General features: G+C 60.9%; 13 protein-coding genes. 5 read left to right on the forward strand and 8 right to left on the reverse strand.

Annotated features, from left to right (window positions below; translation table 11 throughout):
* The 3 genes from RYL44_RS05395 to RYL44_RS05405 form a co-directional block, all read left to right on the forward strand.
* Nucleotides 1-224, forward strand: a 224-nt coding sequence (locus tag RYL44_RS05395; protein ID WP_314975324.1) for a hypothetical protein, incomplete at its 5' end; no start/stop codon positions are given.
* A 73-nt stretch (nt 225-297) separates the two neighbouring features.
* Nucleotides 298-1,854, forward strand: a complete 1,557-nt coding sequence (gene lnt, locus RYL44_RS05400) for an apolipoprotein N-acyltransferase (protein ID WP_073983557.1) — start codon at nt 298-300, stop codon at nt 1,852-1,854.
* A 19-nt stretch (nt 1,855-1,873) separates the two neighbouring features.
* Nucleotides 1,874-2,659, forward strand: a complete 786-nt coding sequence (locus RYL44_RS05405) for a polyprenol monophosphomannose synthase (protein WP_073983298.1) — start codon at nt 1,874-1,876, stop codon at nt 2,657-2,659.
* On the opposite strand, the gene RYL44_RS05410 is transcribed toward RYL44_RS05405, so the two are convergent.
* The gene (locus tag RYL44_RS05410) at nt 2,656-3,021 is read right to left on the reverse strand and encodes an RNA polymerase-binding protein RbpA (RefSeq protein WP_314975325.1); all 366 of its coding nucleotides are present in this window, start codon (nt 3,019-3,021) and stop codon (nt 2,656-2,658) included. The genes RYL44_RS05405 and RYL44_RS05410 overlap by 4 nt on opposite strands.
* A 154-nt stretch (nt 3,022-3,175) precedes the next feature.
* On the opposite strand from RYL44_RS05410, the gene RYL44_RS05415 reads away from it, so the two are divergent.
* Both RYL44_RS05415 and RYL44_RS05420 read left to right on the forward strand, forming a co-directional pair.
* Nucleotides 3,176-3,919, forward strand: coding sequence for a phosphatase PAP2 family protein (locus RYL44_RS05415; RefSeq protein ID WP_276738260.1), 744 nt, complete (start codon nt 3,176-3,178; stop codon nt 3,917-3,919).
* Nucleotides 3,920-3,952: 33 nt separating this feature from the next.
* The gene (locus tag RYL44_RS05420; protein ID WP_276738257.1) at nt 3,953-5,467 is read left to right on the forward strand and encodes an Hsp70 family protein; all 1,515 of its coding nucleotides are present in this window, start codon (nt 3,953-3,955) and stop codon (nt 5,465-5,467) included.
* Between the two features lie 390 nt (nt 5,468-5,857).
* Here RYL44_RS05420 and RYL44_RS05425 read toward each other — a convergent pair whose 3' ends face one another.
* From RYL44_RS05425 to pepN, 7 genes are all read right to left on the reverse strand, one after another.
* Nucleotides 5,858-6,409 (reverse strand): MerR family transcriptional regulator, encoded by a 552-nt coding sequence (locus RYL44_RS05425; protein WP_200783484.1) that lies wholly within the window; start codon nt 6,407-6,409, stop codon nt 5,858-5,860.
* A gap of 112 nt (nt 6,410-6,521) precedes the next feature.
* Nucleotides 6,522-7,289: a transcriptional regulator FtsR gene (ftsR, locus tag RYL44_RS05430; protein WP_276738255.1), complete on the reverse strand. Its 768-nt coding sequence runs from the start codon at nt 7,287-7,289 to the stop codon at nt 6,522-6,524.
* Nucleotide 7,290: 1 nt separating this feature from the next.
* Complete coding sequence (locus tag RYL44_RS05435) at nt 7,291-7,725, reverse strand: FHA domain-containing protein (protein WP_073983302.1); 435 nt, start codon at nt 7,723-7,725, stop codon at nt 7,291-7,293.
* A gap of 108 nt (nt 7,726-7,833) precedes the next feature.
* The gene (locus RYL44_RS05440; RefSeq protein ID WP_084795702.1) at nt 7,834-8,664 is read right to left on the reverse strand and encodes a DUF881 domain-containing protein; all 831 of its coding nucleotides are present in this window, start codon (nt 8,662-8,664) and stop codon (nt 7,834-7,836) included.
* A gap of 1 nt (nt 8,665) precedes the next feature.
* Nucleotides 8,666-8,998 (reverse strand): small basic family protein, encoded by a 333-nt coding sequence (locus tag RYL44_RS05445; RefSeq protein ID WP_073983303.1) that lies wholly within the window; start codon nt 8,996-8,998, stop codon nt 8,666-8,668.
* Nucleotides 8,995-9,810, reverse strand: a complete 816-nt coding sequence (locus tag RYL44_RS05450; RefSeq protein WP_276738249.1) for a DUF881 domain-containing protein — start codon at nt 9,808-9,810, stop codon at nt 8,995-8,997. Before RYL44_RS05450 ends, RYL44_RS05445 begins: the two co-directional genes overlap by 4 nt.
* 35 nt (nt 9,811-9,845) lie before the next feature.
* Entirely contained in the window at nt 9,846-12,422 is a 2,577-nt protein-coding gene (gene pepN / locus RYL44_RS05455; protein WP_314975326.1) for an aminopeptidase N, read from the reverse strand.
* Nucleotides 12,423-12,470 lie beyond the last annotated feature (48 nt).

Genomic DNA, 12,470 nt, shown 5'->3' on the forward strand with positions numbered 1-12,470 from the left:
CGGGACTCATGTCTGCGACACTCGCGTGGGCGCACGGCTCGACGCTGGCCACCGCGATTGATGGTGCTGGTATTGCACCCGGCGACTTCGTACGGTGGACGCGTCAGGTGATGGATTGCCTGGGGCAGATCGCTTCCGCGGCTCCCACAAACGATCTTGCGCGCACAGCCGAGGCAGCCAAGGAACGGCTCGGTCGCGGTATCGTTGCGTGGTCCACCATCTAACGAACGGGGAAGTCTCGTGGACACTTCAGAGATTTTGCACCGCGTGTCCTTCGCACATGTGTGTGGGGATGCGATGATAGGTGCTGCCGCAGGCCTGGGCCTGTACTCGTCCTTCCCACCCCTGGGGTGGTGGTGGATGACGATCCCAGCCCTCGCTCTGTTTATTTCTCGTATCGACGAGGCTCGTGCACCTCGCGCGCTCGCGGTGACTTTGATCTTCGGGATGAGCATGTGGCTCCCCCTTATCGACTGGGTTCCCATGGCTGTCGGCATGAGGACTGCGTGGTTCGCACTCGCCTTCGTCCAGACACTTTTTTGGTGCGTCTGGGTGGTGTTCACGCGCTGGACGCAGTTGTGGTCATGGGCACGCGGTCCTGTTCTGCAGGCGCTCCTGTACGCGGTGTCGTGGGCGGGTGTAGATGCCGCGCGTTCGCGCTGGCCGTGGTCGGGCTTCCCGTGGGGTTCGGTGGCCCTGCCCCAGGTTGATTCCCCACTCGGACGCCTAGCGCCCTTCGGTGGGACCACGCTGATTACAGCAGCGGTCGTGTTTCTCGCGGTCCTCGTCCGGCGCATGTGTGCTCACCGAGACGCGGCTGTGCGGCGTGAGCACTGGTTCTCACGTCCGGCCCTTGCCCTCCTTGTGCTTGTCGGTATCGCGGCGCCGGGCGCGATACCCCTGTCTAATATGGCTGAGGAAGGCATGCTGCGCGTCGGCGTCGTCCAGGGAGATATAGCGTTGCCAGGTCCGCAGGCATACAGTCACCCGGGAGAAGTAACGATGAACAATGTGCGCGCATCGCGTCAGCTCGCTGCCGATCCTGCGGTTATCGCCGATCCCATCGACATCGCATTGTGGGGCGAGGGTTCGGTTGATCGGGATCCGATCGCCTTCGCGCGCATTGGGGAGCTCGTCGATGAGGCAGCAACAGCCTTGGACGCGCCGATTCTCATCGGTTATACGAATCTGAACGAGCGTGAGCGCGTGAAGAACTGGCTGGCTCTGTGGGAGCCGGGTGCGGGTATCGACGAGCAGGCACGCTATTCCAAGCACGTGCCTGTTCCCTTCGGGGAGTTCATCCCCTTGCGCGAATTCATCGCGTCCTTCGCTACTGAGGTTGCCAGGGCAAGCAAAGATATGGAGGCGGGGGAGGAGCCTCCCCTCATGGCGGTGTCTACTCGCGACGGGCGTGAGGTTCCGCTGGCCGTAGGAATCTGTTTTGAGGGGGCTTATCCCTCCGTCATCGGCCAAGGTGTGGCCCTGGGAGGCCAGATGATCGTCACCCCCTCGAACAACTATCACTTCCGTTCGTCGGGCGAATCCTCCCAACAGGGACAGCTGCTACGTATGCGCGCCATGGAGTATTCGCGCAGCGCTATTCAGTCCTCGACGACGGGTCATTCGTACATCATCCGTCCGGACGGCAGTGTCCTGGCTTCCACGGATACCGAGACTGCAGCGACGATGGTCGCCGATGTTCCTCTGCGTTCTTCTATGACGTTGACTGCGCGCGCAGGTGAGCGCATACCGAACGCTGCTATGGGATTTACGGCAGTCATTGCCGTGATGGGGCTTGTGACCCGTATTCGGAGGGGAGTGACTAAGCGCGCCGCACGTGCGGCCAGTCGTTAAAAAAGGCAGAATGTGACTCATGACTACCAATGCGCCTCTTTCCCCGTCGCCTCAGGGCGACAACACCCTGATCGTGATTCCGACGTATAACGAAATGGAGACGCTTCCACGTATTCTCGACGAAATTTGGGCCTACGTTCCGGCCGCACATATCCTGATCGTTGACGATTCGTCACCGGATGGGACGGGGGAGTGGGTTGATAACCGCCGCGAGGGCGACAAGCGCCTCTTCGTCTTGCATCGCCCGGCGAAGTCCGGGCTGGCAACCGCGTACGTGGACGGCATGGGGTGGGGAATCGCTCACGACTATCCGTTTATCCTCCAGATGGACGCGGACGGATCGCATCGTCCAGTCGATCTGCCCAAACTGCTGGCGCGCATGGGCGGTCCCGACCAGCCTGACCTCGTCATTGGTTCACGCTGGGTGCCTGGCGGTCGCATTAACGGATGGTCGGCCAAGCGCGTCGCCCTGTCGAAGGCGGGCAATTATTATGTCCGTTTGTGTCTAGGGACTCCCGTGCGCGACGCGACCGCGGGGCTGAGGGTTCACCGCTCGGCTTTTCTAGCCCAACACAACGTCTTAGGACGCGTGTCAACGACGGGTTTCGGATTCCAGGTGGAGATGACGGAACTCGAGCGGTCCCTCGGAGCCGTTATCGCCGAGGTGCCCATTACTTTCGACGAGCGGATGGCCGGTGAATCGAAACTTGACTCGTCGATCTTCGTCGAGGAACTCGCAATGGTTACGAAAGGCGGCCTGAGCCGTCTGGCTCAGGCCGCGCATATACCATTTCGCAGGGGTTAGCCCTTGCGGTAGGACCCCTCAGGACGCAGGCGCCCTTCGCGGTAAGCTGTGAGCTGTTCGTTCAGGACAACTTCAAGCTCTTCGATTGATCGACGCTCAAGGAGCATGTCCCAGTGGGTGCGCTGCGGCTTGACAGGCTTGTTATTCTCGTCATCCGCTGTCTCTCCGATCAGTTCTGCGTTCTGGCCACACTTACATTCCCAGGTTGCCGGTGCGGTCGCCTCGCTGGAGAGAGTCACCTCAAACTCGTGGCCATTCGGGCACAGGTATCGGACGACGAAACGGTCAGCGAAGACAACGCCGTCCTCGGATTCGAGGGACTTGGCGCCGATCTGCATGCCACGCAGCGCGCGGTCTGCCATAACTGCCTCCTGGACGTAGTGAAGAAACGGATTCATTGTATCGGATGCGTCAAGTGGAAGGGCGCGGGTCCACTTCAACCCGCGATCCGATAATGTACATTATGTCCGATCGGCCAGACCGACGCACTCCTACTCACGCGCTAGAGTTGAAGCCATGCCTACGGACCATCCAACACACCACGCCACGAGGCACCCGATCCGCGAGATGATGGCACTTTCCTTCGCTTGCCTGGCGTATTCGCTCTTGTCTTTTCTGGCGCGAGCCAGCGAGTCCGCCGCCTTCGAACATGCCGACCACATCGTCACGTTGGAACGACGCCTCGGTTTCTTTATCGAACCGTCCATGAACGGCTGGCTCGCTGCTCACCCAACGCTCGCCACGCTTGCATCAATGCAATACGCGACGACATTCCTTCTCCTCACCGGGTTCGCACTGCTTGTCCTGTGGATCAAGGGTCCCACATACTACGCGCGAGCCAGATGGACCCTCGTCGTCATGACACTCGGCGCCCTGCTCACCTACTGGACATACCCCCTTGCTCCCCCACGCCTCGTCCCAGGCCTGGGCATCCAGGACGCGGTTGCACAACATACCTCCGCATACTCGCAACTCTTCGGAACACTCGCAAACCCCTACGGTGCCATGCCGTCAATGCATACGGGATGGTCGATCTGGGTGGCCGTCATGCTCGGCACCTACGTCTGGCGCTCATGGTGGGCGCGTCTCACACTCGCTCTTCACCCAACTTTGACCATCGTGACAATTATCGCAACGGGTAACCATTATGTGGTTGATGCCATTGCCGGGGGCACATATTTCCTACTTGCGTGGACCTTCGTCACAGTAACACACACAGTGTTACTGAGAAACATGCGAAGCACCGGCGAGATGTCCTAGGAGCACCCGCAAATGCGCGATAGGGTTGATGCCATGAGACTAGGAGTAGATTTTGGCACCACGACGACCGCGATCGCTATTGTTGATCGGGGGAACTATCCAATCGTCTCTTTCGTGAACAACCGCGACGATACGGTTGATTTCATCCCCTCCGTACTCGCCCTTGACGGCGACCGCCTCGTGTTCGGCTTCGACGCCGAGGACGCGGCCCGCGAGGGCGCCCCACACCTGCGCTCCTTCAAACGACTTCTCTCGGATCCCTCGGTCACCGATACGTCCACGCTGCGCCTGGGCAACCACAGCATTTCGATCCTTGATGCCCTCACCGGCTTCCTCACCTACGTCGCTCATCAGCTGCGCACGAATTCTTCCGTCGCCTCGGTGCCTTCGTCCGAGCCCCTCGAGGCCCTCGTCGGCATCCCTGCCCACGCGTGGTCCGCTCAGCGCTTCCTAACCCTGGAGGCCTTCCGCCGCGCCGGCTGGACCGTACTCGCTATGGTCAACGAACCCTCCGCAGCTGGCTTTGAATACACGCACCGTCACGCGGGTACCCTAAACTCTAAGCGCACCGCGATCCTCGTCTACGACCTCGGGGGTGGCACCTTCGACGCCTCCGTCGTTTCGGCTACCGGCACCCTGCACGAGGTAATGGGTTCGCGCGGACTCAACCTCGTCGGCGGCGACGACTTCGACACGATCCTGGCTACTCGTCTCGCTGCCGCTGCGGGCACCGATTCCGGCAAGCTAGGCGACACGGCTTGGGAACGCCTCATCGAGGATGCACGTTCCGCGAAGGAAGCCCTCTCCCCCTCCACAAAGTTCATCACGGTCCCCGTTGACGGCGAACCCACGACCATAACCGTCGCCGACTTCTACAAGGACGCCACCGCACTCGTCAATGCGACGATCGCGGCCATGGAACCCTTGCTTATCCCCGATGCCTCCGGTGTCGGCCAGCTCGGCGGCGACATTGCAGGACTCTACGTGGTCGGCGGCGGTTCTCAGCTACCTCTCGTCGCGCGCATCCTTCGCGCGCGCTTCGGTCGCCGCGTCCACCGCTCGCCACACACAGCTGCCTCGACTGCGATCGGCCTGGCGATCGGCGCTGATCCCGAAGCCGCCTACACCGTACGCGAGCAGCTCTCGCGCGGCGTCGGAGTCTTCCGTGAACGCGAGGCTGGTTCCTTCATTTCCTTCGATACCCTCCTCGAGCCGAATACTAAGCTCGCGCCCGGCGAAACTCTAACGATCAAGCGTCGCTACCGCGCGGCCCACAACATCGGGTACTTCCGCTTCGTCGAATACTCTTCACTCGATGACTCTTGGGTGCCTCGTGGCGACCTCCAACCTTACGGCGAGGTCATCTTCCCCTTCGATCGCGCTTTGCGCCGTGACGACATCGACATCGCGTCCGTGCCGGTTGTGCGCACAGACGAGGGGCCGCTCATCGAAGAGTCCTACATTGTCGACGAGAACGGCATGGTGACCGTTGAGATCACGGATCTTGATTCCGCGTACACGGTGACCTGCCCCCTCGGTCGCAAGTAACGCGGTCGGGTTCTTTCCACCGATCAAGGGTAGTGGGTCAGGCAATCACCTGACCCACTGCCCTTTTCATATCGGCGACTGGACGCAGCGTGGTCGCCTCGGGCATGTTGCGTGTCTTGCGCGAGCATGAATTGTTGTGACATCGTATTCATATTCGCGGTCGCGGGTGATGAGAGGGACCGCAGAAAGAAAAAGGGACAATGCGTGGCACCAGGGCTATTGCACGCGCAGAAGGCAATCTTTTGGGGAACCCCATGGGAATGGTTGCACTGGTCTCGTTGGCTCGCACAGGCGCATCCAACGGCCTTCATGCAATGGCCAGCCAAAACCCATCCGTCGAGCAGGGCGCTAGCCATTCCACTCCTGGGATTGTATAGGGTTCTCCGGCCCTTAGGAGGCCGAGCGCTTGGCGCGGCGCCTCTGGGCGAGTTCGTCCACGAAGGAACGATCCGTTCGCTCGAGAGGCAGCTCCGCGAGGGACCCCTCGACCTCACGCCACACGCGACCCACGGCGATGCCGAAAACTCCCTGACCACCCTGCAGAAGATCGATCACCTCGTCCGTCGATGTGCACTCGTAGACGGAGGCACCATCACTCATAAGAGTAATCGACGCGAGATCGTCCACTCCCCTGTTTTGCAGGGAGCCGACGGCCACCCGAACCTGTTGGAGGGACACACCAGCATCAAGAAGCTTCTTAACAACTTTAAGAACCAGAATGTCGCGGAAGGAGTAGAGACGCTGGGAGCCAGAGCCACGCGCAGCGCGAATCGAAGGCTGCAGCAAACCGGTGCGAGCCCAGTAATCAAGCTGGCGGTAAGTGATCCCCGCGGCGGAGCAGGCGATCGGCCCGCGGTAACCGACCTCGTCCGTCTCGAGACCCTCGAGTGGGTCGCCGAACAGCATGCCCTGCCGTGCCGCGGCGTTGGCTTCTGCGCTCACTGTGGGGCTCCTTGTGGGTCGTATGTGATGAGAACAGGACTACGGTAGAGCACGAAACGGGGGTGGTCAACGACCCTCACGGCGAGTCTAACCTTCAGGTTAAACATGAGAGTTACAAGCCGTCGTCCGACAACGATGACACCGCCACCTCAAGCATGTCTCGATGCAGCTCAGCAAAGAGACCGCCCAGCTCGATTGAGCGTGCCCGCGCCCGTTCGCGATCCGCGCCACGGCCTCGTCCCCTCTGGGATGACACCGTCTGATCAATAATATCTGCGCTTCGCTCCGCGCCCTGGCGCACCGCGCGTAACACACGCACATCGACTCCAGCACACTCGAGGCGCGCAATCGTCGTCACCGCCTGAACACACCGTGCAGGAAAATAACCAGCAAGATCAGGAGTGATAAGCCCCAAGCGCGAATAGCGTTCCAACGTCTCCATATCCACACCGGTCAAATCCGCCAGATCCGATGCTGGAATCGCGCGCCGCCCCCCCACAGAGACCGTCTGTCCCTCGGAAGAAACCATCTGCGCTATGCGGCGACGGGTAGGCGTATGCCCAGCATCGAGCGCATCAAGCTGCGTGCGGATAACACTCAACGGCGTGAACGAGTCGCGCTGTTGCGTCAACACATAGCGCAGGCGTGCCACGTCAGCAGCGGAATACTTGCGGTAGCCCGAACCCGTACGGGCGGGATTCACGAGCCCCTCACTTTCCAAGTAGCGAACCTTGGACAGAGAAATCGCAGGAAACTCGCCCTTCAGCTCCTCGACGACACGCCCAATCGACAACTCTGGACAGTGATCGGCATCGTGCGGCCACGATGTCGCCTCCGCAGAGGGACGCGACACGCGGATACGAGCAACCGACGCCGACACGTCAGTCCTGCTTGGTCGACGGCTGGTAGGTCAGACGATACTTGCCGATCTGAACCTCATCTCCGGCATGAAGCTCAACAGAGTCAACGCGCTCACGGTTGACGTAGGTGCCGTTCAGAGATCCGGAATCACGCACGATATGCCCACCATTGGAAGCAATAAACTGGCAGTGCTTACGCGAGACTGTCACGTCATCCAAAAAGATGTCAGCCTTGGGCGAACGACCCGCGTTGGTCACCTCGGGGTCAAGAAGGAAACGAGCTCCTGTGTTGGGACCACGCTGAACGATCAGCAAAGCCGATCCAGCAGGAAGCGCCTCGACAGCCTCACGATCACGGGCAGACAGTGCAACCGGCGCCTCTTCGACATCATCCGTCAGAGGCGTGAAGCCGAAGATAGACGTTGCAGTAGGGTCAAACGGCTGGTTGTCAGACATAGTGTGCTCCAAAAGGTCACGTAACGGGACTTTCATAAGTGTAAACGTTCACCTTCCCCCAGGCACGGGAACGGTGATTTCTCTCCCCGTCATTTTAAACCGAGACGTCTAGTTGTAGCTCGCGTATTGGGGGGCCTGCGGGGTTGCGAGAGAATCAATCGTCACGAGGTCAGTCACAGTAATCGCCACCGTCGCACCCTTGGCCCGCATCTGCGAAGCAGAGCCAGCCTGAATGTCAAGTGCTGTCGCGATCGTCTGTGGCTCCCCGATGACCGTCCACAAGTAGGGCGAAGCAATAGGCGTCCCGTCCACCGCGATGGCTCCCGCCTGCCCCGTGAACGCCGAACGTGTCGTGAGTCGAACGCCGTTGAGGTCGATGGCCTCAGCCCCCGCGTTGCGCAGTTCACCGAGCGTCATCACAAACTGCGTAGGGCTGAGGTTATTGCCGGGATCGACGACGGAAACGGTGACCCCCGGCCCTTTAACCGCTATTGTTCCCGCTCCAATTTGCGCCTGTGTGGCCGCCTTCGCCGAGGCTTGCTCACGCGCTTCCGCTTCGCTAGCAGCACTTTGCAGATCCGCCAGTTCACCGCTCAGCTCCGTGCGCCGGTTACGCAGGTTCTGTTCTTGCGTGCTCAGCTCATCCAGAACGGTTACCAAATCCTGCTCGGAAAGACCTTCGAGTGGATCGGAACGTTGAGCGCGCACCTGCGTCGCCAGCGCAAAACCCAGGATCATGAAAACTATGAGCATCACAATGTGAAGACCACGCGGCAGCGCGAAGAATGCGCCTCTGGCTCGATCCCAGAGTCGAGACCCACCGTGCGGTTCGTGATGATTGCGCCTCTTGCTCGTGGATTCTTCGGCCTCGGCTGGTTGCACTGACTCCGTCGCGCACTGAGCGGTGGTAGTGGTTTCGTTCGCGGTTTCGTCAGTCATATCAGGCCTTGAGAAGGAGACGGCGGATGGATGCGGTATTAGAGAAGATGCGGATGCCCAGGACTACGACAACCGCGGTCGTCATAGCCGACCCAACTCCCAGCTGTGTTCCGAGGAAGACAAGCAGACACGCAACGACGACGTTCCAAAAGAAGGACGTGACGAAGACGCGGTCCGCGAAACGCCCTTCCAGCCAGGCGCGACCGGCGCCAAAGAGGGCATCGAGTCCAGCGACGACGGCGACCGGCAAGAAAGGGGTGAGCCAGACGGGAACAGTCGGGTCGAGCAAGATTCCCAGCACGATTCCGATGATCAATCCGATGACAGCAATCACGAGGTGCCTCCTTGGTTTGTGTCGACAGCAGGTGTGGCGTATTCGGGGGCGGAGAGTGTGAGCGCCTCCATCGACAACGAGGGTGAAACTTTCGTCGAGACTGTCATGCCGGTCATTGACTGAACTGCAGACAGATAGTCGCCCGTGTTACCGCGCACGAGAGCAATGGATAAGGCGTTGGAGTCTCCAATCGCTGTGACATCGTAGGGCGAGGATACGGGGGTGATATTGACCAGGATGACCGCGCCTGCAGTTCTCACGTAGGTGGACGGTCCGATTCGTTGATCGTTAATCGAGATAGCCTCGGCGCCGGCTGCCCACAGAGCGTTGACGACCATCGCCAGATCTTGGTCGCGCACGGCGCCACTGCCCTTCCCTGGTCCACTTCGATCCGTCAGCGTCACAGTGATGCCCGGACCAGACACAGCAACAGTTGCGCTCTGCAGGGCGAGAGCACTGTCCGTCTTTGTAACCGTGCTGGGATTGGCGTATTGGTCGATGGCGCGTCCCAGCGATTGCACGTCATCATTGAGGTCCTCGACCTGCGCCGAGCGTCGACTCGCTTGCTCTTTCAGGTCGGCTTTCACGTCGCCAGTGGGAGCTCTGAGGGACTGCGCAGCAACCACGGAACTGAAGCCGAGGGCGAGCGCAACCACGAACACGCCGACACGCCCGAGGAGGGTTGCGGGCCGCGGGCCGTGCGTGGCGCGGTAATGCACGTAGCCCGCATCGAGGGGGTTTGCCAGCAGCGATGTCAGCAGCGACATTGAGGCAGCGGGGTCTACACCCGAGGTCGATCCGGCATCGGGCATAGACCCCGTTCCATGGGGGTGTTCCGTTGGGGATCTCACTGATCGTGCTCCCAGCGACGCTGAACACGTTCGCGCCGCTGGAAGTCATCGAGGTGTTCGACGACGATGCGGCGCAGCTGGGTCGGCGCATCCTCGTTGGCATCGAGCCACGAATGAAGTGCACCGACGCTGGCCTCAACGCTGCCATCTCGGTCGATGTCGACGCTGAGGTTCAGCACGCCGCTCACATACCGTAAAGACATCCCGATCGTGTGCGACTCCCAATAGGTACGCATGTGCGCGAGCGCATCATCGATGCCACTATTGCCCTCCCATGAAGAGGACTGAAGCCCCGCGAGGGTAGCGCTGAGGTAGTCGTTGGAAAGCGTGTCGGAGCGAACTGAAGCCCAGGCCTTAGCGCGTGCCGCCTCCTCGGGCAGGGAAGCGAGTGCCTCGACACTCATGCGGGCTGCCTCCCCCGAGCCGTCAGCGTCGCGCCAGGCGATGATTGCCTCTTCGTTCGTGAGGCCTCTGGCAGCCAGGGCTCGGCGTGCACGCCACGCGATGTCGGGGTTATCACTGCTCGCAAGGCCTGCGACGGTGGACTCGAATTCTTCTCCTCCACGGGCCGCAAACTCGGCGATACACGCGCGCATGTAAGAGCGCCACGCATCTTGGTCAGTAGTTTCCCTGGCCAAACGCGCGGTGGTTGCGAGCACCTGGTCGTGAACCTCGGTGCGGTGGCGTCCGGGCAGGAAGGCGGAAAGAGCTTCGGACACAAAGAGGAGGAGACGATCACGGACCGCGGGTTCCGTTTCGGCAGGAACGGCACCAAGGACCGCGACGATAAAGCGGCGAGGATCAAGAAGTCCGTCACGTACCGCGTTCCACAGCGATGCCCAGACGACGGCACGTGTGATGGGGATTTCGATCGTGCCCACATAGGTCAAGGCTACGTCGGTTGACCGCTCGTCGAGGCGGGAGATCGCGTAGGTCAGGTCGTCGTCGTTGACGACGACGAGGTCGACCGAGGCAGCACCCCCCGGGATCGCGAGGACACCCTGCGGATCAATGGGTGTGCTCTCGCCGTCGATGCGCACGTCAAAGGCGTGGGTGCGTTCAAGAGTTCCTCCCGCCGCGCGCCACGTCGACACGGTGACACGATGAGGGCGCAGAACAGCGTCGCATGCCTCGCCGCTCTGGTGGAGGGTGAACTCCGTGATCGCGCCAACAGGATCCGTTACCCACGAGGCCGACAGGGTTGAGGGTCCAGACGTTTCGAGCCACGCATGCTTCCACGAGTCCAGCTCCTGGCGCGAAGCCGCCTGAAGCGCTTCGAGAAGATCAGACAGGGTCGTGGCACCAAAGCGGTGTTTGTCAAAGTAGCGGCGTGCTCCCTCATAGAAAGCATTCTCTCCAACCCAGGCGACCAACTGCTTCAATACGGCGGCTCCCTTAGCGTAGGTTATCCCGTCAAAATTGGTCTTAGCTGCGGCGACGTCGGGGATGTCAGCGGCAATGGGGTGCGTCGTTGGCATCTGATCCTGCGTGTATGCCCAGATCTTGCGATTCATAGCAAAGTTGGCCCACTCCCCCGTGTACTTCGTCGACGTCGCGATCGCGCTGGCGCCCTGGTTTTCGGCGAAGGATTCCTTGAGCCACAGGTCGTCCCACCACGCGGGGGTCGCCAGGTCACCGAACCACATGTGGCACATTTCGTGCAGCGTCGTGTTCGCGCGTCGCTGCCGCTCGGAGAACGTCGGGGTGGAACGGGAGATGTAGCTCTCGTTGAAGGTGATACACCCGGGGTTTTCCATCGCACCCAAGTTGTATTCGGGAACGTAGATCTGGTCGTAGGAACCCCACGGGAAGGTCACGCCATAACGCTCATGGAAAAAATCGAGGCCCGCACGCGTCACTTCAAAAACGTCGTCGGAGTCGAGGTAGCGGGCCAACGTGCGGCGGCATGCCAGGCGCAAGGGCAGTTCAACATGTCCACCGTCGCAGGCGCCACCACTCCAGGTGCCCCCGTCGATGACGGCCCAAGGACCCGCGACGAGCGCAGTGATGTAGCTGGACAACGGAGGTGTCGTGGAAAAGTCGTGACGTGCAGCGCCGGCACCGGCCTCCTCGCATGCCACCTCAACGCCATTGGAGAAAACCCCCCACGAACTCGGGGCGATGACGTGGAACGTCCAGGCGGGCTTCACGTCGGGCTGGTCGATGCACGGCCACGCCCGATGTGCGTCGTTCGGCTCAAACTGTGTGTAGAGGTAGACCTCTGCGTCTTCAGGGTCAGTGTAGCGGTGGAGGCCCTCGCCGCTGCGCGAGTAGTACGCCAGTGCACGCACCTCGAGAGTGATGGTTTCCCCCACCGGTAGGCCTGCCACCCACACGCGATCCTCGTCGTGCTCGAAAGGGTGCTCCACGCCGTTGAGGAAGACGTCACTGACCTGACCGACAATGTCAATAAACGTGCGTTCTTCGCACGAGGTCAAAGTCAGGATCGAGGTTACGGGATAGGTTGCTTGAGATGAGTCCTGGGCACCGGAAAGATCGACGGTGACATCGATGGCTAAGACGTCAAGGATACCAGCGCGATGTGCTGCTTCGTTGCGTGTCAAGATCTGCATGTCTCTTATCCTACTGTGTCACAGTCCATGCGCGTGCACCACGGGCGC

The sequence above is a fragment of the Actinomyces bouchesdurhonensis genome, from assembly GCF_963540955.1.
Classification (GTDB): domain Bacteria; phylum Actinomycetota; class Actinomycetes; order Actinomycetales; family Actinomycetaceae; genus Pauljensenia; species Pauljensenia bouchesdurhonensis.

Bases quoted from the DNA above. Each gene is read 5' to 3' on its own strand.
- RYL44_RS05415 (WP_276738260.1), top strand. From the start codon at position 3,176: ATGCCTACGGACCATCCAACACACCACGCCACGAGGCACCCGATCCGC.
- RYL44_RS05410 (WP_314975325.1), bottom strand. From the start codon at position 3,021: ATGGCAGACCGCGCGCTGCGTGGCATGCAGATCGGCGCCAAGTCCCTC.
- RYL44_RS05440 (WP_084795702.1), bottom strand. From the start codon at position 8,664: ATGACTGACGAAACCGCGAACGAAACCACTACCACCGCTCAGTGCGCG.
- pepN (WP_314975326.1), bottom strand. From the start codon at position 12,422: ATGCAGATCTTGACACGCAACGAAGCAGCACATCGCGCTGGTATCCTT.
- RYL44_RS05405 (WP_073983298.1), top strand. From the start codon at position 1,874: ATGACTACCAATGCGCCTCTTTCCCCGTCGCCTCAGGGCGACAACACC.
- RYL44_RS05450 (WP_276738249.1), bottom strand. From the start codon at position 9,810: ATGCCCGATGCCGGATCGACCTCGGGTGTAGACCCCGCTGCCTCAATG.
- RYL44_RS05420 (WP_276738257.1), top strand. From the start codon at position 3,953: ATGAGACTAGGAGTAGATTTTGGCACCACGACGACCGCGATCGCTATT.
- lnt (WP_073983557.1), top strand. From the start codon at position 298: ATGATAGGTGCTGCCGCAGGCCTGGGCCTGTACTCGTCCTTCCCACCC.
- RYL44_RS05435 (WP_073983302.1), bottom strand. From the start codon at position 7,725: ATGTCTGACAACCAGCCGTTTGACCCTACTGCAACGTCTATCTTCGGC.